Origin of the sequence: Acinetobacter sp. B51(2017), from assembly GCF_003711395.1 — a bacterium.
Taxonomy (GTDB): Bacteria; Pseudomonadota; Gammaproteobacteria; order Pseudomonadales; family Moraxellaceae; genus Acinetobacter.
The window spans coordinates 40559-63037 of sequence record NZ_PJRJ01000010.1 but is presented as its reverse complement, the minus strand read 5'-3'; the positions used below and the strand labels follow the sequence as shown (position 1 = coordinate 63037).

The window sequence follows — 22479 nt, the reverse complement described above, 5'->3', positions numbered from 1 at the left end:
TATTGAGCCCACACGTCAACAGTTATTTTAATTAAGCTTCATCAACTGCTTCATTTTTAGGCAATTGCAGGCTTTGATTGAGTTTTTCCCACGCTTTTAGCTCTTTTTTGCTTGGACCACCGACAATTTCTAAAGCATGACGTAAACGAGCGAAGGTTAAATCAGGGCCAATTGTCACCATGGTTTGCATCACAGGGGTAGATGCAGTCGAACCTGCAATGGCAATAAAGAACGCAGGCATAAAGTCACGTAGTTTAATTTCCATTTGTGCGGCTAAATCCATCAAGATTTGGCTCACGGTATCATTGTTCCATGTAAAGCTACTTTCTAAGCGCCAAATCGCAAACTGTAAGCTTTGACGCACTTGTTCTTCAGTCAATTTTTTGCTGACAAATTGCTCTTTAGTTAAGCTTGGGAAATGGTTGAAATAATGCGCCGACCAATTTACCGCTTCAGACAATAAGTTAATACGTGGTTGAATCGCTGCTGCAATGTCTTCTAAGGTTTGACGATCCGCTTTCCAAGCCAATAAAGTATCCAGCAATTGAGCTGGTGTTAAACCTTTAATCCACTGACCGTTTAACCAATTGAGTTTTTCCACATCAAAGATCGGGCCACCTAAAGACACACGTTGGATGTCAAAGTTTTCGATCATTTCAGCCAATGTGAATTTCTCACGCTCGTCAGGCATAGACCAACCCATACGACCTAAGTAGTTGAGTAAGGCTTCTGGTAGTACACCAATGTCTTTGTAATAGTTAATTGATGTTGGGTTTTTACGTTTAGAAAGTTTTGATTTATCTGGGTTGCGCAACAATGGCATATGGCACAGTACAGGCATTTCCCAACCAAAGTATTGGTATAACAATTGATGTTTAGGCGCAGATGGTAACCATTCTTCGCCACGGAATACGTGGGTGATTTCCATTAAATGGTCATCGACTACGTTAGCTAAATGGTAAGTTGGTAAGCCATCAGTTTTAAGTAACACTTGCATGTCGACTTGTGCCCATGGAATTTCGACTTCCCCACGCAGCAAATCGTTAATTTTGCAGGTACCTTCAGCGGGTACTTTCATACGAATGACATGTGGTTCGCCCGCTGCTAAACGACGTTGTACTTCTTCTTCTGCTAATAATAAGCCACGACCATCATAACGCGGTGTTTCGCCACGCGCTTGTTGTTCGATACGCATTTGATCTAACTCTTCCGCTGTTGCGAAACAATAGAATGCATGACCTTTTTCAACCAATTCTAAAGCATATTGCTTATAAATATGCATACGTTCAGATTGACGATAAGGTGCGTGTGGACCGCCGACATCTGGACCTTCAGACCAGTTTAGACCTAACCAACGCAATGAATCTAAAATCATTTTTTCAGATTCAGGTGTTGAGCGTAATTGGTCGGTATCTTCAATACGTAAAATGAATTCCCCACCGTGCTGTTTAGCATAGCAGAGGTTAAACAATGCGATATAAGCAGTACCTACATGGGGAAAACCAGTAGGAGATGGGGCAATACGAGTACGAACGGTCATAACACTCTTTTTCTTTAGAAAAGTAACTAATGGCTATTATAACGAAAAAGCCCAATTACATTGATGTTAATTGGGCTCAAATCAATAAAACGCTTAGAAAGGGATAAAGCGCTTTAGATTATTTTTTCAAGAATTTGAACTAAATAATGACTGCACAAAACGCGAGAAGCTCTGATTTTGAGCTGCTAAAATACTTTGACTTGGTTTGGTTTTAATAGTGGTCATCAGTTTTAAGCTGGTCGCATTTAAATCGGGATTCTCTTGTTTTTGAGTTAATGCTTTTTCAATTAACGAGCTTTTTTCAGCCGATTTCGCTTTAGTTGCGTTATTGACTACACCTGCGGCATGCGCTTGACCCAACAGCCCAGTTAGTAAAAGTACAGGAATAAGTTTTAACATAAACGTCCCCTTTCATGACATAAAGTTTTAGATAAAATTTAAGCTTGAATATTTAAGCATTGAAGTCGTGGCAAATGTACAGCACAACCACAATATTTACTAAAAAAGAACAAGCTTGCTATAAAAATAATTTTTAACAAACAACTATGAAGATAAGGTGAAGATAAGTAACAACTGCTGTTTAGTTAAGCAATTTTTACAAAAATATGCAAGTTAAGGTGCTTGTAAGTATTCTAGTGCTTAAAATGTACGATGCTGTAGCAGGAGATGATTATATTCACTCATACAACTTAATATATGTTTTATGCATATGTTAATCATAAAAAGCTATATACACACTTTCAGCCTAATTTTTTAATAAAAAACATATTTTTAGCTGCAAAAAACACAGCTTAAACGTGGTTTGGATTACATGACTAGAATTGAAGTTTATAAATATATTTCATATATTTAGCATCAATATAGATAATGGATTAACTTTGCCATGAAAATGCAATTGAAGACTTTAATGAGTACAGTATTGTTGCTCGGTGGTATGGCATTTGGCACAGCTGCACAAGCTGCAGACCGTCAGTTTTTAAACGTATCTTATGATGCAACCCGCGAATTTTACGACGAGTTTAATAAATCGTTTGGACAATATTGGAAAAGCAAAACTGGTTTATCAGTAGATTTTAAACAATCCCATGGTGGTTCTGGTAAGCAAGCGCGTTCAGTGGTCGATGGTTTAAAAGGCGATGTGGTAACTTTAGCCTTAGCCAATGATATTGAAGAAATTGTAAAATCAGGTCAAATTCAAAAAAACTGGCAAAAAGAGTTTCCACATAACTCAGCACCTTATACCTCTGCCATTGTATTTATGGTGCGTAAAGGTAATCCAAAAGGCATTAAAGATTGGTCAGACTTAACTAAGTCGGGTGTGCAAATTATTACCCCAAATCCAAAAACTGGTGGTTTACCGCGTTGGGTATATTTATCTGCTTGGGGTTATGCTTTAAAACAACCAGGTGGTAATGAAGCACAAGCCAAAGAGTTTGTTGGTAAAATGTACCATAACGTTAAAGTCATGGATTCAGCAGCGCGCGCTTCAATGACGACCTTTGCTGAACGTGGTATTGGTGATGTGTTGTTGACTTGGGAAAACGAAGCTTTAGTGACCCAAAAAGCGTTGGGCAAAGGCAAGTTTGATATTGTTTATCCATCGATGACGATTTTAACTGAACCTTCTGTGGCGATTGTGGATCGTACTGTTGAGAAAAATGGTAACAAATGGTTAGCACAAGGTTATATCAACTACTTGTATTCACCACTCGGTCAAGACATGGCGGCACGTCATTATTACCGTCCGCGTAATCCAGAAATTTTAGCCAAATATTCGCATCAATTCCCTAAATTAAAGACCTTTACCATTGATGAGGTTTTTGGTGGTTGGGCCAAAGCACAGCAAACTCACTTTGCTAATGGTGCGATCTTCGATCAAATTTATAACACTAAACGTTAATACTTTGATGATAAAAAGCTCCCAATTGGGGGCTTTTTTTAGCTAAAACGGTTTTCTCTATGAAAAATAAAAATTCCCTACAAAAAGTCGTTTGGCACTTGATGAAAAGCAAGTGATAATGTGCAGTTACAATTTTACTTACTTTAAGAGTGCTATGTCCCATATTTCTGTATTACTTCACGAAACCGTTGATGCTTTAGTTGCAGAGCGCAATACAGGGATTTATGTAGATGGCACCTTTGGACGAGGCGGACATACACGCTTATTACTGTCCAAATTAGATGCCAATGCCAAAGTCTATGGTTTTGATAAAGATCCGCAAGCCTTAGAAGTGGCATATCAATTACAACAAGAAGATCCACGTTTTGAGATTATTCACGCTAGCTTTGCAGATTTAAAACAAGAACTTGCAGCGCGTGGTATTTATGAAGTTGATGGCGTGATGGCGGACTTAGGCGTATCTTCACCGCAGCTTGATCAAGCAGAACGTGGTTTTAGCTTTATGCATAGTGGACCATTGGATATGCGTATGGATAACTCCAAAGGTCCAACCGCAGCGGAATGGTTGGTTGAAATTGAAGAAGAAAAATTAGCCAATATTATTTTCCAATATGGCGAAGAGCGTTATAGTCGTCGTATTGCTAAAGCCATTAAAGCTGCAGGTTATATTGCAACTACAGGTGAATTGGCTGAAATTGTAAAAGTTGCCCATCCAAAATGGGAAAAAAATAAACATGCCGCAACACGTACTTTCCAAGCCATTCGTATTGCCATTAACAAAGAATTAGAAGACGTGGAAGTTTTTTTACCTCAAGCCGTGGATGTATTAAAAGCACAGGGTCGTTTGGCTGTAATTAGTTTCCATTCTTTAGAAGACCGTTTAATTAAACAGTTCATTCAAAAAGAATCGACTTTAGCAGAAGACCATAGCTGGGGCATGCCACAACAGCGCCAAGATACGCGTCGTTTAAAGAAAATTGAACGTGTTAAAGCTAGCGAAGCTGAAGTAAAAGCCAATCCACGTTCGCGTAGTGCATGGTTGCGTGTTGCAGAACGTTTAGCTGCTAAAGGCGAATAATGAAAACTGAAGAACAAATTGCCGATCAACCTCAATCAAAATTAGTTTTAAAGCGTAATCTAAGCTATGCGCTGTTGATCGCTTTGGTCTTTATCAGTGCCATGATGGTGGTATTTCAAGTGTTTGAATACCGTCATGATTATCGTCAACTGAGTAGCTTGAATCGTGAAAAAGAAGCGCTCAATGCAGAATGGGGGCGTTTGCTGATTGAGCAACAAACCTTTGGTGCGACCGCGCAAATTGGCACGCGTGCAGTCACCCAATTACGTATGTATTCACCTCCGGCAGCACAAACTGTCGTGATTTCTTTACCGATGAACTCTGAACAGAAACAATAAGTATGGCCGATTCGCAGAAAAAACCTACGCGGAAAAAAAAGCAGTCTATTACTGAAAAAAATACTTTAAGTGTAGATATGTGGCGCTTCTACTTAATGTGGGGCGTGGTGCTAGCTGTGTTTCTAGTGTTGGTAGGACGCGCCTTCTTTGTGCAGATCATCGATAAAGAATTCTTACAAAATAAAGCCAATGCCAATATGGTACGCACCGAAAAAATTAAGCCCATGCGTGGGGTAATTAGCGACCGTCATGGTGTGCCATTGGCGATTAGTACGCCCATTATGAATGTGGTGATCGATCCACAAGATTATTTTGAAAATAAAAAACTCTATGACGAGACCAAAGCCAAACTTGCTGTTGATCCAACCAACAATAAGTTAAAACGTCAATTGCCTGACAAAAACTTAAATTTGGATGAACTTGCTGATGCGGTAGGCATGGATCGAGCCGAGTTACGCAAAAAAGTCTATGCACGTCCAAACTCACGTTATGTCGTGCTCAAAAAAGAAGTGCCACCACCACAAGCGGAAATGATTGTTGGGCGTAATTTTCAAGGGGTTTATACCGAAAAAAATTACAAACGCTACTATCCGCAGCCGCAGCCAAGTGCGCAAATTATTGGTTTAACCAATAGCGAAGGCACGGGGATTGAAGGTTTAGAAATGCAGCTCAATAGCCGTTTATCAGGTGTGGCTGGTGAGCAGCGTATTTTGCGTGACAAAAAAGGCAATCGGGTGAAAGATCCAGACGTGCTGCGTGAAGTGGAGCACGGTGAAAACATTACCCTAAGTATTGATTCGCGCTTGCAATATATTATGTATCGTGAATTAACCGCAGCGGGGATTGCCAATAATGCCCGTTCTGCCACAGCGATTGCGGTAGATGTGAAAACGGGTGAAATTTTGGCGATGGCAAGTTGGCCGTCGTATAACCCTAATGATAAAAAAGGCTTAGAAAACAAAGATGCCATGCGTAACCGTGGCGCGGTAGACTCATTTGAACCGGGTTCGACCATGAAGCCACTGACTGTCGCCATGGCGCTAGAAAGTGGTAAATATAACGTTAATAGCGTAGTGAATACCTCACCGGGTAGCATGCGTGTGGGTAACCATACCATTCGTGATACGCATAACTATGGTGTTTTAACCTTAGGTGGCATCATTCAAAAATCATCTAACGTTGGTGTGGCGAAATTGGCGCTATCTTTACCTTATGAAACCTTACCGACCTTCTATAAGCGTTTAGGCTTTGGTAGCCGTTCTGCGGTGAAATTCCCTGGTGAAAGTGCGGGTTTAATCTTGCCACCAAGCAAATGGAATGTGTCGGAAGTGGCGACCATGTCTTATGGCTATGGTTTAAATGCGACTGTGCTGCAAATGGCAGATGCTTATGCGATGCTTGCCAATAAAGGTAAAAAAATGCCATTAAGTTTGTACAAACTTGAAGGTTTACCACAAGGTGAGCAAATGATTGATGCCAAAATTGCCGATCAAGTATTATTGATGATGGAAACTGCAACCCAACCAGGTGGTACAGCAACCCGCGCCACGATTCCGGGTTATCGTGTTGCAGGGAAAACAGGGACAGCACATAAATTACGTGCCGACCGTAAAGGCTATTCAACCAGTGAATATCGTGCTTTATTTGCAGGGGTTGCACCCGTAAGTGATCCACGTTTAGCCATGGTGGTTGTGGTAGAAAATCCAAAAGGTAGTTACTACGGTGGAACGGTTTCAGCACCGGTCTTCGCGCGTGTCATGCAAGAATCTTTACGTTTACTCAACGTACCTTTAGATAAACCCTTAGAGAGCCAAAAGCCCAATAAATAGGTGAGCAATGTCAATTACATTTCAACAGCTTTATCCGACCGAACAAAGCGCAACTTGGATGACACAATCCTTTCAGGGCTTTCAACTAGATAGTCGTCAAGTACAGCCAGGGCAAATTTTTATTGCCCTGACTAGTTTTTCACAACCTGAAAAAACCCTGCAATTTGCGCAAAGTGCCCTACAAAATGGTGCTTTAGCTGTTATTTCTGAGACAGATTTAGGCTTAGAAAATAGCCTTGTGATTGCAAACGTACGTCATTTAATGGGTAAGTGGCAAAAACAATATTTACAAGCAACGCAGCCTGTCACAGCGGCACGTATTTTGGCAGTCACTGGTACCAATGGTAAAACCACTATTTCGCGTTTAGTAGCCGAGCTTTTAATGTTGCAAGGCAAACAATGTGCGGTGATGGGCACTACAGGTAATGGGATTTTACCCCACCTAGAAGCATCTTCGCATACCACTTTAGATGCCCTACATCTGCAAACTGCTTTGCATCAATATGCGCAGCAAGGTGCTAAATTTGCTGCGATTGAAGCCAGTTCACATGGTTTAGAACAAGGTCGTTTAAATGGCTGTGATATTGAAATTGCCGCTTATAGTAATTTAAGCCGTGATCATTTGGATTATCACGGTACTTTAGAAGCTTATGCAGAAGCGAAAGCCGCGTTATTTGCTTTTGAAAGCTTAAAAGTCGCCATTATCAATATTGATGATGAACACGCGCCAATCATGTTACAAGCGGCAAAAAATAATCCGTCACAACCTAAAATCCTGACTTATTCAACCACCCAAGTGGCGGATTACCAAGTTCAAGATATTGAATACAGCTTAAGTGGCGCGAGCTTCAAACTATTCACTGCACAAGGCGAATTTTTTGTACAAAGCCCATTACTCGGTCACTTTAACGTCGAGAATTTAGTTGCGGTTTTGGTGTCTGCCGAGCAAGCTGGTTTTGCATTAACTGATTTAATTGCAACAGCGCCACAGCTCAAAGGTGCACCAGGGCGTATGCAAGTGATTCGTGATGACGAGCGCTTATTTGTCGTTGATTATGCGCATACTCCAGATGCCCTCATTCAAGTGTTACAAACCTTAAAACGTCATGTATCGCAAGATTTATGGGCGGTATTTGGCTGTGGTGGCGACCGTGATCGTGGTAAACGTCCGCTAATGACCCAAGCGGCATTACAAGGTGCGGATGTCGCCTTGCTCACCTCAGATAACCCGCGTACTGAAGATCCTGCTCAAATTTTTGCCGACATGAAAGCTGGGATTGACTTTAGCAGCCATCGTGTCCATGAAATTCATGACCGTCGTGAGGCGATTAAATTTGCAGTACAACATGCTAAAGCTGGCGATATTGTGGTGATTGCTGGTAAAGGCCATGAAAATTATCAAGAAATTAATGGCGTGCGTCATTGGTTTGACGACGTTGTTGAAGTACAAGCTGCGCTGAATATGCCTCATCAGGTCAATCGTGGCTATCCAGCACAATAGGAAAATAACATGCATACCTCAACCACCAGTACCGTGCCTTTAGAGCCGTGGACAGCCGAGCAACTTGCCGCAGCCACCCAAGGGCATTGGCATAATCACCAAGTGCCTCAAGGCGAGATTAAACGTATTTTAACCGACTCACGCCATGCCGAGGCAGGGGATGCCTTTTTAGCTTTAAAAGGTGAGCGTTTTGATGCGCATGACTTTGTTGCACAAGTGGCGGAAAAAGGCTGTCAAATTGCCATTGTCAGTCATCCTGTAGAGGTTGATATTTGCCAATTGGTGGTGAGTGATACGCGTTTGGCCTTAGGTGCTTTGGGTGCTTATCGTCGTCAGCATAATCCGCAACTTAAAGTGATTGCTTTAACGGGAAGTAGTGGTAAAACCACCACCAAAGAAATGCTCGGTAGTATTTTATCGCGTCTTGCGCCAACGCTGATTACTCGCGGTAATCTAAATAATGATTTAGGCGTACCGATGATGTTGCTTGAGCTACGCCCTGAGCATCAATATGCAGTGATGGAATTGGGCGCTAATCATCAAGGCGAAATTGATTACACCTCAAATTTAGTGCAGCCACATGTGGCAGGCATCTTAAATATTGGGACTGCACATTTAGGTGAATTTGGTGGTCGTGATGGTATTTGTCGCGCAAAATCAGAAATTTATGCGCACATTGCCAAAGACGGTACAGCTATTTTCCCAAGTGATGATGACTTTACTGCGCAAATTAAAACTGCCATACAGAATGAAAAAATCTTAAGTTTTGGTCAAGGTGGCGATATTTTTGCCACTGACATTGAATTGCAGCCACAAGAAACCACATTTACCTTAAACACCCCCCAAGCTACCAGCCGAGTGCAGTTACCTTTCGCGGGTGAGCACAACGTACAAAATGCTTTAGCAGCGGTGGCTTTTGCTTTGGCTTTAGACATTGATTTACAAGATATCGTGCAAGGTTTAGAGCAAGCCCAAGGTGCCAAAGGGCGTCTTAACTTTATTCCACATAAAAATTATTTATTTATTGATGATACTTACAACGCTAACCCAAGCTCAATGCGTGCTGCTGCTGAAGTGCTCGCCAAGCAAGAGGGCATTCGCGTGATGGTGATTGGTGACATTGGTGAATTAGGCGCAGCCGCTGCGATTGAGCACTATAAACTGGGTCGTGATTTAGTCTCAGTCAAAGGCTTAAATTTTGTCGTGGCAGTGGGTGAATTTGCCCCTGCAGCACAAGAAGGGGCGCGCAGCACCCAATATGGTAAAAAAATGCAGGCCTTCTTAACTCAAGAACAAGCCTTACCTCTTTTAATTAGTCTAGTCGAAACACATCAAACGCAATCCATGAGTTTCCTGTTTAAAGGTTCTCGTTATACCCATATGGAAACGTTGATGGCGCAATTGATGGAGAAACTGTAAATGCTACTCTGGTTGTTCGAACACTTAGCGAGTTATCATGACTCGTTTGGTGTAGTACGTTATCTAACGCTACGTGCACTATTAAGTGTCCTCACTGCACTTGGGATTGGCCTTGCGCTCGGCCCTTATATGATCCGTAAGTTACAAGCCTTAAAATATGGTCAGGCAGTGAGTAGCTATGCACCTGAAGGGCATGCCAAAAAAATGGGCACCCCAACCATGGGTGGTTTACTGATCTTATTGTCTATTGGTATTTCAACCTTACTTTGGGCAGATTTAAGCAACCCTTATGTTTGGATTGTACTGGCGGTAATGGTGATCTTTGGTGCTGTGGGCTGGGCGGATGACTGGATTAAAATCCGTTATAAAGACAATGCTGGCTTACCTGCGCGTAAGAAATTCTTTTGGACTTCTGTCGGTTCAATAGGTGCAGGTATTGCATTGTATTACATCGCAACGCTACAACCGACTGCGGCGCAAACAGCGTCTATGTTGGATGTTTTGATTCCATTCTTTAAAGAAATTTCGATTCCATTGTCGATTATCCCACTGGGTATTGGTTTTATTATCTTTACTTATTTGGTGATTAACGGTGCATCTAATGCAGTCAACCTAACTGATGGCTTAGATGGTTTGGCGATTATGCCAATTGTCTTGGTGGCAGCAGGTTTAGGCGTATTTGCTTATCTGGCTGGTGATGTACGTTTTGCCACGTATTTACATATTCCTTATGTGAAATATTCATCTGAATTGGTGGTGATTTGTGCGGCAATGATTGGTGCGGGCCTCGCTTTTCTTTGGTACAACGCGCATCCTGCGCAAGTATTTATGGGGGATGTGGGTGCATTATCTTTAGGTGCGATGCTAGGTACCATTGCAGTCATGGTACGTCAAGAAATCGTCTTTGCGATTATGGGCGGTGTATTTGTAGTAGAAGCCATTTCGGTATTCTTACAAATTGGTTCATTACGTATGCGTAATAAACGTGTGTTCTTAATGGCACCATTGCATCATCACTATGAGAAAAAAGGCTGGCGTGAAACGCAAGTGGTGATTCGTTTCTGGATTATCACAATTATGCTAGTAGTTTTAGGTCTAATGACTTTAAAATTGCGTTAAGCAAATCGTAAAAAAGAAAGTCGGCATTTGCCGGCTTTTTTTGTTTTTGGAGAAAATGATGAACCTACTCATGTGCCCTGTATGTCGGGAAAAACTGAGTCTTACAGAAAAAACATGGCACTGTGTAAATCGTCATAGTTATGACTTGGCTAAACAGGGCTATGTCAATTTACATGTGGTGCAGCATAAACATAGTAAGAATCCAGGTGATACGCCTGAGTCGGTACAAGCACGTCGTGCTTTTTTAAGTGCAGGGCATTACGCTGCGTTACAGCAAGCAGTGGTGCAAAAAATTGCTGAATTACGCATCGAAAATTTACTTGATATTGGTTGTGGTGAAGGTTATTACACCAATGCTATGCAAGCCGAAGTGTTACAGTGCGTGGGTGTTGATATTGCTAAAAATGCAGTACAAGTGGCCGCCAAACTCAATAAAGAGGTCACTTGGGTGGTGGGCACAGGCGCAACTTTACCTGTTTTAGATGCCTCAATTGACGTATGTACCAGTTTATTTAGCCCGATTCCTAAGCAAGAGATTTTACGTGTCTTAAAAGATCAGGGGTATTTAATGGTAGTGACTCCTGCCGCACAGCATTTATATGCCATGCGTGAAGCTTTATTTGAAGAAGTTAAAGCACATGATTCAGCTAAGTTTGTCGAGCAGTTACAAGATGCTTTTGAATTGGTTGAAGACATTGTGATTAATGCACCTATGCAGCTCAAACAAAGTGACTTAAAAAATCTAATTGCGATGACCCCGTATGCCTATAAGGCTAAACCCGAGCGTCGTCAGGCTTTAGAAGCCAATGAAAGTCTTGAATTAAATGCTCAGTTCCAAATTTATTTATTTAAGAAGAAATAACAAAAGCCCGCAATTGCGGGCTTTTTTATTATTCAACTTCGCGAATTAATTTTTCTAAACTATCGCTTGGCGCTTCACGTTTTGGCGCACTCTGCATGGGTGGTGGTGCTTTATGCACAGGTTGCAATGCAGTTTCACCCGGTAAATCTGCAAAGTCGTTTTCGACGCTGCGTTTAGGTGTGACTGGTGGTGGACGATAAATAGGCCGTGCCAGTGGTGGGGCTGCACGGTTGGCTTTTTGATCTTCGACCTGTGTAGGCTCAGTTGAATTACGTGCTTCTGGTGCGTTGGCTTTACTGTCTAAGCTTACCCATGCTGAAGGCGTGTCTTTTAAAGACTTGGCCATAAAGTCACTCCAAATAGGTAAAGCTGCAACGCCACCATACTCACGACGACCTAAGCTGGTAGGTTGGTCAAAACCAACCCAAGTAATCGTCACTAATTTACCATTAAAGCCTGCAAACCATGCATCTTTGGCATCATTGGTGGTACCTGTTTTACCTCCTAGGTCATTACGACCAATTTTTAACGCAGCACGACCTGTACCATGATGAATCACATCACGCAAAATATTCGCCATGTCATAGGCTGAGCTGGATTTTAAAATTCGCTGTGCTTGACGATATTCAGTGGTATCTGTTTTGGCAGCAGGTGCTGTGGCAGTGCTCGCCTCTGATGCAGCAGCTTCTGAAGCTGCTTTGGCTTCTGATGCAGCCTCTAAGAATGCAGCATCGTCGGCTGACAGTTGTTTGACATCAGTTTCAGGAGCTTGCGGTTTTTGGTGAATACATTGGATACAAGCGTATTCAGGATTAGCTTTATAAATCACTTTGCCATAGGCATCTTCAATACGTTCAATAAAATAAGGTTGAACACGGTAGCCGCCATTGGCAAAGGTGGCATAACCCGTTGCCATTTGTACAGGCAATACTTGGGGGGTTCCTAGGGCAATGGTGTAGTTACGCGGAATTTGATCTTCTTGTAAACCAAAGTCCATAAATAACTGGCGCGCCCGCTCAACCCCAACACTTTGTAATAAACGTACCGATACCGTATTGCGTGATAAATACAAAGCACGGCGCAGTGGAATCATGCCTAAGTAGCGCCCATCAGAGTTTTTAGGACTCCACTTACCAATGGTAATTGGTGCATCATTGACTATGCTATGCGGCGTCATACCGCGTTCTAAAGCCAAAGCGTAAACAAAAGGCTTGATGGTAGAACCTGGTTGCCGCCAACCTTGGATGGCACGGTTAAACTTAGAGTGATAAAAGTTATATCCGCCCACCACAGCCTCTAAAGCGCCACTATTCGGATTTAAAGCAATGAGTTGACCCTGAACTTTGGGGATTTGTACTAAAGCCCAAGTGGTTTTTTCGGCATTGGGGCGTAAACGCACAATATCTTTGACTTTAACAATTTGCGAAGCCCGACTCGGCGCAGCACCTACACTATTGGCATTACGATAGGGACGCGCCCATGACATACCTGACCAAGGCACAGTCACAGTTGAACCATCTTGCATCAAGGCGTCAAACGAGCTGCTGCCGACCTTAACCACTTGCGCAGGGTAAGTATTGGCATAAGCCATAAAGTCTTTTAACGGTTTATCGTGTGCTTCAGCACCGCGCCAGCCATGACGACGGTCATAATCTTCTAAGCCATCACGTACTGCTTGTTCGGCATACGCCTGACGTTCACTATTAATAGTCGTATAGACTTTATAACCTGAATCAATGGCTTGCTCGCCAAATTTTTCTACCAATTCGCTACGCACCATTTCCCCTACATAGGGAAATCGGTTGCTAATACTACGATCAGGGCTATCTAAATTTAAGGGTTCAGCAATGGCAGTTTGATATTGCGTTTGGTTAATATAGCCCAGCTGCAACATACGTCCCAGAATCCAGTTACGACGCTCTAAAGCACGTTCAGGATTGGCGATTGGGTTGTATTTAGAAGGAGCTTTGGGTAAACCTGCAATCATTGCCATTTGTGCGACAGATAGCTCATTTAAACTCTTGTTATAATAAATACGTGCAGCCGCCGCGATACCATACGCATTTTTACCCAAGAAAATTTTATTGACGTATAAAGTCATAATTTCTTCTTTAGATAAAGTTTGTTCAATTTTGCGTGCCAAAAACACTTCGGTTAGCTTACGTTTTAAGGTACGCTCTGGACTTAAATAGTAGTTTTTAGCCACCTGCATGGTGATGGTTGAACCGCCTGTTTGCACATCTGAGCCTGTCACACTTTCTGTAACTGCACGACCTAAGCCTTTAAAGCTAATACCGCTATGGTCAAAGAAAGATGAGTCTTCGGCTGCTAAAAAAGCATGGACAAAGGTCTGTGGAATTTGGTTATAAGCAACCGGCACCGAAAGTTTGCCACCATATTCGGCAATCAATTGGTTATCTGAGCTATAAACTTGTAAAGGCTTAAGCAAAGGCGCTTTTTTCAGCGTCGACATATCCGGTAAGGATGGGGCGATATAGAGGTACATGCCATAAAAACCCATCGGTATTGAGACTAAAATTATAATTATGCTCAAAAAAAATGGATGTACACGGCCTGAACAAGATAGCTTTTTCATAACAAGTAAGTTTTAATAAGAGCTAATGGCAAACTAATTGGTCGTCAGTATAGCCTTTACACTTACGGATTGTTAGATGAGTTATTGTATCCGTATAAAATTATAGACCTTGACCGATTAGTGGGTTTTGTTTTTTGGGGATAAAAAAATAATAGGACTGAATTGTGCTCAGGTTATATCGTAAACCAAATAAGGGGTTAATAGGTGTAGATATTAGTTCTACTTCTGTTAAAGTTTTAGAACTCGCTGTAAAAAATGGTAAGTACCATGTCGAGAGCTATGCTCTTGTACCCTTACCAGATGGCAGTGTAGTTGAAAAAAATATTTTAAATGTCGAAGCAGTCGCAGATGCTTTAGAGCGTGCGATCAATTTTGCCGATCCACGTAGTGATCATGCAGCCTTTGCTGTACCTACATCTATGGTGATTTCTAAAGTCATCGAAATGGATGCAGATATGAATGATGACGAACGTGAAGTGCAAATTCGAATGGATGCCGAGCAATATATTCCGTTCCCATTAGATGAAGTTAGTCTTGATTTTGAAGTATTGCCTGATCGTTTAGCCAATCCCCACCGCGTTAAAGTATTATTGGTGGCCACACGTTTGGAAAATATCAGCCTTCGTTCTGAAGTCTTAGAGCTTGCCGGCCTGACCCCCAAAATTGCCGACGTAGAAAGCTTTGCCATTGAAAATGCGTATGAAGTGTTTGCTGATACCTTACCTGTAGGTGTACATACTGTTGCGATTTTAGATATTGGTCATACCATGACCACATTATCTGTAATGCAAAACGGTAAAGTGATTTACACCCGTGAGCAGGTTTTTGGGGGTAAGCAACTCACTCAAGATATTCAAAACCGTTATGGTTTATCTTTTGAAGAAGCCGGTCGCGCTAAAAAAATTCAAAGTTTACCAGATGATTATGAAGCAGAAGTTTTAGAACCTTATTTAGTTGCTGTGGTTCAACAAGCGGCACGTTCTTTGCAATTCTTTTTCTCATCGTCACAATTTAATGAAATCGATCATATTTTGTTAGCAGGGGGTAATGCCAATATTACCGGTCTTGCTAAACTCATTCAGCAAAAGCTCGGTTACCGTGTCACAGTTGCAAATCCATTCTTGCAAATGGGCTTTTCAAGCAAAGTTGATGTACAAAAAATTGAAAAAGATGCGTCTTCACTGATGGTGGCCTGTGGCCTAGCAATGCGGAGTTTTGATTAATGGCAAGAATTAACTTACTCCCTTGGCGTGATGAGCTAAGAGAAAAACGTAAAAAAGAATTTATTGCCGTTTCTATTGGGGTGGCTTTACTTGGGGTACTTGGAGTTGTGGGTACTTGGATGTATTTTGATGGTCGTTTAGAAGATCAAAATCAAGCCAATCAATTGGTGATGAGTACTAACCAAAATCTAGATGTGCAGCTGAAATCATTAGAAGGTCTACAAGAGCAGCGTGATGCGATTGTCGAGCGTATGAAGTTGATTCAAGGTTTACAAGGTCAACGTCCTGTGGCTGTACGTTTGGTGGATGAGTTGGTACGTGTCACACCAGGCAATATGTATATCACCAAGTTTGTGCGTCAAGGCGATAAATTTACCATCGAAGGGCGTGCAGATAGTCCAAATACCGTAGCAGATTTACTACGCGGTCTAGAAGCATCGGCTTGGTATCGTAATGCTTTTATGAACTCTTTCTTGGCCGTTGAAGAAAATAAACAACAACCAGCTAGCTCACTTGTGCCGCGTCGTGAAGACAGCTATGGCTCATTTGTTGTGACTGCCGATCTTGATGAAATCAAAATGGATATTGTGGCAGATCTAGATGAGATAGCCGCAAGTGAAGCCGATCTTAGCGTAACGGGGGCACCATAATGAGTCGTGAAGAATTGGATGAATTAAGTCAAGATGTAGCGCATAACCCCAAAAAGAAAATGACGCTAGAAAAATTCTTTCAGCAATTTAATACTTTAGACACCAATAACTATGGTGGTTGGCCAGTTTCTGTCAAACTTACGTGTTGGTTATTTTTACTGCTGGTGATTGCTGCGATTGGTTATTTCTTGGCGATTAAGCCAAAATTAGATGCCATTGAAGCCGCTCGTGCTCAAGAAGCACAGCTACTGAATGAGTTTCGTGACAAAGATTCTAAACTGCGTAACTTACAGCAATATCAAGCACAACTGATGGATATGCAAGCTAACTTTAACCAACAGTTAGAACAATTACCTAAAGAAACTGAAATTCCTGGTTTAGTAGAAGATATCAACATCACTGGGGTGAATGCTGGACTGAAATTTAAAAATATCCGTCTAGAAAATGAAATTAAGCAAGAGTTCTTTATTGAGCAGCCAATTGCGATTGAAGCGACGGGTGATTACCATGCCTTTGGTTCATTTGTGAGCGGAATTGCGGCATTACCACGGATTGTCACCTTACACGATTTTGAAATTTCAGCATTAGAAAGCAAAGAAAAACGTGCGGAAGTACCTGTAGTGACCTATAAGGTTAACGCGAAAACCTATCGTTATATCGGGGTAAATCCAGACGAGCAGAATGCAGCTGCAACAGCAACAGGGGAGACGCCATAATGCAGATGAGCAAAATTAGCTTAAGCCTCTTGCTGGGATTGGCATTAGTGGGCTGTGATTCACGAATTGACGCAGTCAATCAACAGATGGCGGAAATTCGTAATCAACCGCCATTACCAATTGAACCCGCACCTGTTTTTATGCCTGTTCCGACTTTTGATTATGCTGCGCATCAATTAAAAAGTCCGTTTATGCCTACTTCTTTGGCGGCAGAGCTGAAAATTATGGCAGGTAAACGCGTCTTTCCAAACTTCTCACGCGCACCACAGCCACTCGAAAGTTATGCACTGGAAAGCCTGAACATGAAAGGCAGTATGCTCAATAACTTAGGTAAAATTACCGCGGTCATTCAAACGCCTGATGGTGAATTAGAGCGCGTACAAATTGGCAGTTATATGGGCAACAATCATGGTCGCGTGGTACGCATTACACCAACGCAAATTGATCTGATCGAAATCATTCCTGATGGTCGTGAAGGTTATTTAGAACGTCCACGTAGTCTGGTACTGCTGGGTGCTGCAGCGCCTTAAGGAATAACAATGAACAATAGTGTGAAAGATTTTATTTTTGGGGATGGTAATACCATGAATTTATTGCGTCAGTTTTCGATGGCAACAGTAGCAATGGCAGTCATGCAAGTGGCAAATGCACAAGTCAGCATTACCAATATTGTGCCTATGCAAGTACCCAATCAAGGCACAGAAATTCGTGTCATGTTTAATGGTATTCCCCCAGAGCCACAAGCCTATCAACTAGAAAACCCAGCACGTTTGGTGTTAGATTTTGAAAAAGCCACCCAAAGCTTAAAACAAAATAATATTACTATTGCCACCAAAGAAGCGAGCAATTTAGAAGTAATGTCAGATGCGCAGCGTGCGCGTTTAAACATTAATTTGGCTGATGCAGGTGCGTTTACCACGCGTGTAGAAGGCAACACTTATATTTTAAAAATTAACCCAACTAGCACTAGCAGCAGTACAGCTGCACCTGTTGCCACGGTTAAAGAAGCCCAAGGCATTACCAATATTGGCTTTGAACGTGGTGCAGCAGGCGAAGGTCTGGTGGTGATTGATCTTGCAGGACGCAATACCCCTGTAGATGTACAGCAGCAAGGTAGCAAAATTGTAGTGCGTACTGTGGGCAATAAAGTCCCGACTCACTTAGCACGTCGTTTAAATGTCAATGACTTTGCTACGCCTGCCTCGACCATTGATGCACAAAACAGTGGGGGTAGTGGTGTAGTCACGATTCAGACTTCGGGTAGTTATGAATACATGGCATACCAAGCTGAAAACAAGCTGACCATTTCGGTTAAGCGTCCAGTGGATCGTAGTACTGCAACCGCACAGCAAGCAGTGACACGTACTGTACAGCATTATAATGGTAAGAAAATCTCACTCGATTTCCAAGACATCGAAGTGCGCCGTGTATTGCAATTATTAGCTGACTTTACTGGCATTAACATGGTGGCAGCCGATACAGTACAAGGCAATATTACCTTGCGCTTAAAAGATGTGCCGTGGGATCAAGCTTTAGATATTATTCTAAAAACTAAAAATTTAGATAAACGTCGTAATGGCAACGTGATTTGGATTGCGCCCTTAGCTGAATTAACTAAAGCGGAAGAAGAAGAAGCGAAAGCCATTGCACAAAGCATCAAACTTGCCCCATTACAAACTGAATATATTCAGCTCAACTATGCCAAAGCTGCTGATATTGAAAAATTAATCGTCGAAGGACGCAATGCCAGCAATCGTGGTGGGAGTAGCAGCACAAATACAGCCGATAGCGATTTACTCGGGGATAGCGTCGGTTCTTTACTGAGCCCACGTGGTACAGCCTCGGTTGACCCACGTACCAATACCTTAATTATTAACGATACCTCAGCCAAGATTGATCAAATTCGTAAGATGATTGATCTGCTGGATGTTTCTGTAAAACAAGTGATGGTCGAAGCGCGTATTGTGCGTGCCTCAACTGATTTCACCAAAGAAATGGGCGTGAAATGGGGCTTAGTGTCACAAGGAATTAACAAAAACAATAACTTGCTCGTTGGTGGTAGCGAGCAAACGCTGTGGGATTTACGTGGTGAACCGAATGAAAACGGTGGCTATGATATCCAACGTCCAGATAACTTAAACGTCGACTTAGGCGTAGCAAATGCAGCAGGTCGTGTCGCATTTGGTTTAATTAGCTTATCTGACTTTATGCTTGATCTTGAGCTATCTGCTTTACAATCAGATGGTTATGGTGAAGTAATTTCTACACCAAAAGTTCTAACTGCAGATAAACAACAAGCTAAAGTGGCATCGGGTCAACAGATTCCGTATCAAACTACCACTACCACAGGTGGCGGTACCACAGCAGATACCCAATTTAAAGATGCATTGTTAAGCTTAGAAGTGACTCCAAGCATTACCCCAGATGGCAAAGTACAAATGCAGTTACTGATCAATAGTGACTCACCATCAGGCACAGCACCAAACGGTGAAATCATTTTAAATAAAAATGAAATTAATACCAATGTGTTGGTCAATAACGGCGAAACCGTGGTGCTTGGTGGAATATTCGAACAAGAAACCCAAACTCAACAAACCAAAGTACCTTTCTTAGGTGATTTGCCATATGTGGGTCGTTTATTCCGTAAGGATCTGAAATCTGAAGATAAGCGTGAGCTATTGATTTTTGTTACACCGCGAATTGTTAATGACAGTGTTTCAAGAAATCATTAATATATTTTCAATTTAAGCAAAATTAATAGGTGACTCCTTGCCAAGCAATGAGTTTGACACCCTACCAAATATTTATTTGGTAGGGCCCATGGGGGCGGGTAAGACGACGGTTGGTCGACATTTAGCAGAGCTGTTAGGACGTGAGTTTGTTGACAGTGATCACGAGATTGAACGTAAAACTGGAGCCGCAATTCCATGGATCTTCGAAAAAGAGGGTGAACTTGGCTTTCGTGGCCGCGAGACTGCAGTGATTGATGAACTCACCGCCCGTTCAGAGCTGGTGCTCGCCACTGGTGGTGGGGCAGTGACCCAAGCACCTAATCGTCAGTTCTTAAAACAACGTGGTATTGTTGTTTATCTATATACTCCCGTCGAAATTCAGTTACAGCGTACTTATCGCGATAAAAACCGTCCTTTATTACAAGTTGAAAACCCGGAACAAAAGTTACGTGAATTACTTGAAATACGTGATCCTTTATATCGTGAAGTGGCACATTATATTATCGAAACCAATCAAGGTGCGGCGCGTGATTTAGCACAAAAAATCCTCACCTTAATTGTTCAAGCACCTCAAGCCCAAGTTAAATAAGCGATCTTTAATCATGCAAACTTTACACGTTGAACTCGGTGATCGTCGTTATCCGATCTTTATTGGCAGTGATTTAAATCCACAAGCATTACTCAAGCCCTATATCAAAGGTCGTCAAGTGATGATTGTGAGCAATACCACGGTAGCGCCGTTGTATTTGCAGCATTATGTGACTGCAATTGAAGCTTTGGATAAAACGGTGGCAACGTGTATTTTGCCTGATGGTGAAAAATTTAAAGATATTGAGCATTTAAACTTAATTTTTAACGCATTACTCGAAGCTGGTTTTAACCGTGACTGTACGGTGCTGGCTTTAGGTGGTGGTGTGATTGGCGACATGGCAGGCTTTGCTTCGGCTGCTTTCCAACGTGGTGTGTATTTTATTCAAGTGCCGACCACGCTGCTATCACAAGTGGATTCAAGCGTTGGTGGCAAAACAGGCATTAACCATCCTTTGGGTAAAAACATGATTGGTGCTTTCCAACAGCCACAAGTGGTATTGGCGGATATGTCGCAGTTAAAAACACTGCCGCCACGTGAACTTTCTGCGGGTTTAGCCGAAGTGATTAAATATGCTTTACTCGGTGATATTGAGTTTTTAGCATGGCTTGAAACCCACATGGAACAATTGGTTGCTGGTGATGCGACCTTACTTGCCGAAGCGGTTTATCGTTCATGTGCCCATAAAGCACGTATTGTTGCCAATGATGAAAAAGAGCAAGGCGAACGTGCCTTACTGAATTTAGGCCATACCTTTGGTCATGCCATCGAATCTTATTTAGGTTATGGCGAATGGTTACATGGCGAAGCAGTGGCCACAGGCATGGTCATGGCAGCCGATCTGTCCCAACGTATGGGGTGGATCTCGTTAGATGATTTAGAGCGTACAAAAAAAATCATTTCTCGCGCCAATTTACCGATCGTTTGTCCTAAAATTCCATTAGATGAATTTTTAGCCTTTATGGCGCATGACAAAAAAGTCTTAAATGGTCAATTGCGTTTGGTCTTAATGCAGCAACTGGGTCAAGCGGTTATTACCAAAGAATTTGATGTAGAATTAATGCAACAGGCAATTTTGGCCAATCAAGAATAAGGTTAATCATGGCAGCAATCCGCACATCTAAGCAAAAAATGCACAATACTATCTGGTTAGTATGCGGATTGCTGTGCTTATTTTTCGCCTTAGTGGCATGGGCGATTACCGACAAAGACCAACTTGAGTTGGTTGAAGTGCCTACAGCCATTGATGTTGCAGTACAAATTCAACCTGAAAAAGTAGCAGCAACAACGCATTTAGGTGGCTTGCTCGAGGAAGTACGTCCTTTAGAGATGACCACGCGTGTTGTAGCAACAGGCACACACGAAGCCGAATTTCGTGGCAATAAATTTATCGAAGACAACAAAAAGAAATATGTGATTGAGCTGTTTCGGGTTTCAGAAGAACAAATCATTAATACTTTTTTAAAGAAACAAGAATCACGCAAAGATTATCGCTATATTCGTTTAAGTGGTGAGAACCAAGCTGAACAATATGTATTGTTATATGGAATATATAACAATGAAAGTGAAGCGAAAAATGCTTTAGCTACTCTTAACATAGCTTTACCTAAGTCGGTGCAGCCGCATGTGGTAGCGCTGAACAGCTATAAAGATTTTGTCAATGATATGGGATCTGATGAGTTAGGTCTAAATCACAAGCTGTATGCAGTAAAATTACGTCCTGCTGCGGTACCTGTTGTGGATGAAACGGTATTAGCAGAAGCGAAACGTCGTGCTTTAATCAATCAACAACGTTTAGCTGCACAGGCCAAAAATAATCCAGCACCAACGAATAAACCTGCTTCTACTGCTAAACCAGCAACTCCTAGCAATTCTGCCCCAGCACGTCCAGCCCAAACACAAGAAGCACCTGTAATTAGCCCTGATAAGGCGACGACCTCAACGACTGTAGTCCGTCGTGATCAACATGGTAATGTGGTTGATATCGAACAAAGTCATAGCCAAAGCCAACACTAATATATAACTACGTCACAATTGAGTGCAATTTTTAGCTGAAAATTTGTTCTAAAATGGCGCATAGTCAGTTATAACTATAATTAAGTGCCCATATATGGTGCAAAAAGAACAACACATCCCATCTTGTCGATAAACCTAAAAACAAATAATTCGACAAATAAGCGTATTAACAGTCAAATAAAAATATTGGCATTCTTTTTGCTTAATTGGTGCATGAATTGAGTAAATGTCCCCGTTTTGGCGCGACACACTGCAAAAACTGTGCATTGCACTGCGTTAAAAAAGTGCTTTGATCTTAGCTGTAGTTGTTCGTCAAACAGGACCACACCCAACAAAAAAATGAACTGTTAATTGCCCATTTATGGGCCCTG

The 22479-nt window shown here is 42.0% G+C and carries 19 protein-coding genes; 16 read left to right on the top strand and 3 right to left on the bottom strand.

Annotation, left to right across the window (positions count from 1 at the left end; translation table 11 throughout):
- Nucleotides 1-31: 31 nt before the first annotated feature.
- Entirely contained in the window at nucleotides 32-1540 is a 1509-nt protein-coding gene (gene gltX / locus CYK47_RS06730; protein ID WP_122900122.1) for a glutamate--tRNA ligase, read from the bottom strand.
- A 126-nt stretch (nucleotides 1541-1666) separates the two neighbouring features.
- A complete protein-coding gene (locus tag CYK47_RS06725) occupies nucleotides 1667-1939 on the bottom strand; it encodes a hypothetical protein (protein ID WP_122900120.1) in 273 nt (90 codons plus the stop codon).
- Between the two features lie 484 nt (nucleotides 1940-2423).
- On the opposite strand from CYK47_RS06725, the gene CYK47_RS06720 reads away from it, so the two are divergent.
- The 8 genes from CYK47_RS06720 (at nucleotide 2424) to CYK47_RS06685 (ending at nucleotide 11586) form a co-directional block, all read left to right on the top strand.
- Nucleotides 2424-3440: a sulfate ABC transporter substrate-binding protein gene (locus CYK47_RS06720; protein ID WP_122900118.1), complete on the top strand. Its 1017-nt coding sequence runs from the start codon at nucleotides 2424-2426 to the stop codon at nucleotides 3438-3440.
- A gap of 154 nt (nucleotides 3441-3594) precedes the next feature.
- A complete protein-coding gene (rsmH, locus tag CYK47_RS06715) occupies nucleotides 3595-4518 on the top strand; it encodes a 16S rRNA (cytosine(1402)-N(4))-methyltransferase RsmH (protein WP_122900116.1) in 924 nt (307 codons plus the stop codon).
- Nucleotides 4518-4856 carry a cell division protein FtsL gene (gene ftsL, locus CYK47_RS06710; protein WP_122900114.1) on the top strand — a complete coding sequence of 113 codons (339 nt, stop codon included), beginning with the start codon at nucleotides 4518-4520 and terminating at the stop codon, nucleotides 4854-4856. The genes rsmH and ftsL overlap by 1 nt, the downstream gene beginning before the upstream one ends.
- A gap of 2 nt (nucleotides 4857-4858) precedes the next feature.
- Complete coding sequence (gene ftsI / locus CYK47_RS06705) at nucleotides 4859-6685, top strand: penicillin-binding protein PBP3 (protein ID WP_122900112.1); 1827 nt, start codon at nucleotides 4859-4861, stop codon at nucleotides 6683-6685.
- 7 nt (nucleotides 6686-6692) lie between these two features.
- Nucleotides 6693-8186, top strand: coding sequence for a UDP-N-acetylmuramoyl-L-alanyl-D-glutamate--2,6-diaminopimelate ligase (locus CYK47_RS06700; RefSeq protein ID WP_122900110.1), 1494 nt, complete (start codon nucleotides 6693-6695; stop codon nucleotides 8184-8186).
- A 9-nt stretch (nucleotides 8187-8195) separates the two neighbouring features.
- Nucleotides 8196-9605 (top strand): UDP-N-acetylmuramoyl-tripeptide--D-alanyl-D-alanine ligase, encoded by a 1410-nt coding sequence (locus CYK47_RS06695; RefSeq protein ID WP_122900108.1) that lies wholly within the window; start codon nucleotides 8196-8198, stop codon nucleotides 9603-9605.
- The gene (mraY, locus tag CYK47_RS06690) at nucleotides 9606-10724 is read left to right on the top strand and encodes a phospho-N-acetylmuramoyl-pentapeptide-transferase (protein ID WP_122900107.1); all 1119 of its coding nucleotides are present in this window, start codon (nucleotides 9606-9608) and stop codon (nucleotides 10722-10724) included. It begins immediately after the preceding gene.
- A gap of 58 nt (nucleotides 10725-10782) precedes the next feature.
- Entirely contained in the window at nucleotides 10783-11586 is an 804-nt protein-coding gene (locus CYK47_RS06685; RefSeq protein ID WP_122900104.1) for a putative RNA methyltransferase, read from the top strand.
- Nucleotides 11587-11614: 28 nt separating this feature from the next.
- Here CYK47_RS06685 and ponA read toward each other — a convergent pair whose 3' ends face one another.
- The gene (gene ponA / locus CYK47_RS06680) at nucleotides 11615-14182 is read right to left on the bottom strand and encodes a penicillin-binding protein PBP1a (protein WP_122900102.1); all 2568 of its coding nucleotides are present in this window, start codon (nucleotides 14180-14182) and stop codon (nucleotides 11615-11617) included.
- Between the two features lie 164 nt (nucleotides 14183-14346).
- On the opposite strand from ponA, the gene CYK47_RS06675 reads away from it, so the two are divergent.
- Genes CYK47_RS06675 through CYK47_RS06640 form a run of 8 tightly spaced genes read left to right on the top strand, consistent with a single transcriptional unit; the run spans nucleotide 14347 to nucleotide 22108 of the window.
- A complete protein-coding gene (locus tag CYK47_RS06675; RefSeq protein ID WP_122900100.1) occupies nucleotides 14347-15405 on the top strand; it encodes a pilus assembly protein PilM in 1059 nt (352 codons plus the stop codon).
- Nucleotides 15405-16055, top strand: a complete 651-nt coding sequence (locus CYK47_RS06670; protein WP_122900098.1) for a PilN domain-containing protein — start codon at nucleotides 15405-15407, stop codon at nucleotides 16053-16055. The genes CYK47_RS06675 and CYK47_RS06670 overlap by 1 nt, the downstream gene beginning before the upstream one ends.
- Nucleotides 16055-16771: a type IV pilus inner membrane component PilO gene (locus tag CYK47_RS06665; protein ID WP_122900096.1), complete on the top strand. Its 717-nt coding sequence runs from the start codon at nucleotides 16055-16057 to the stop codon at nucleotides 16769-16771. Before CYK47_RS06670 ends, CYK47_RS06665 begins: the two co-directional genes overlap by 1 nt.
- Complete coding sequence (locus CYK47_RS06660; RefSeq protein ID WP_122900095.1) at nucleotides 16771-17301, top strand: pilus assembly protein PilP; 531 nt, start codon at nucleotides 16771-16773, stop codon at nucleotides 17299-17301. Before CYK47_RS06665 ends, CYK47_RS06660 begins: the two co-directional genes overlap by 1 nt.
- A gap of 9 nt (nucleotides 17302-17310) precedes the next feature.
- Nucleotides 17311-19503 carry a type IV pilus secretin PilQ gene (locus CYK47_RS06655; RefSeq protein ID WP_122900093.1) on the top strand — a complete coding sequence of 731 codons (2193 nt, stop codon included), beginning with the start codon at nucleotides 17311-17313 and terminating at the stop codon, nucleotides 19501-19503.
- A gap of 37 nt (nucleotides 19504-19540) precedes the next feature.
- Nucleotides 19541-20092, top strand: a complete 552-nt coding sequence (gene aroK, locus CYK47_RS06650; RefSeq protein ID WP_122900091.1) for a shikimate kinase AroK — start codon at nucleotides 19541-19543, stop codon at nucleotides 20090-20092.
- A 13-nt stretch (nucleotides 20093-20105) separates the two neighbouring features.
- Complete coding sequence (aroB, locus tag CYK47_RS06645; protein ID WP_122900089.1) at nucleotides 20106-21185, top strand: 3-dehydroquinate synthase; 1080 nt, start codon at nucleotides 20106-20108, stop codon at nucleotides 21183-21185.
- An 8-nt stretch (nucleotides 21186-21193) separates the two neighbouring features.
- Nucleotides 21194-22108 (top strand): hypothetical protein, encoded by a 915-nt coding sequence (locus CYK47_RS06640; RefSeq protein ID WP_122900087.1) that lies wholly within the window; start codon nucleotides 21194-21196, stop codon nucleotides 22106-22108.
- Nucleotides 22109-22479 lie beyond the last annotated feature (371 nt).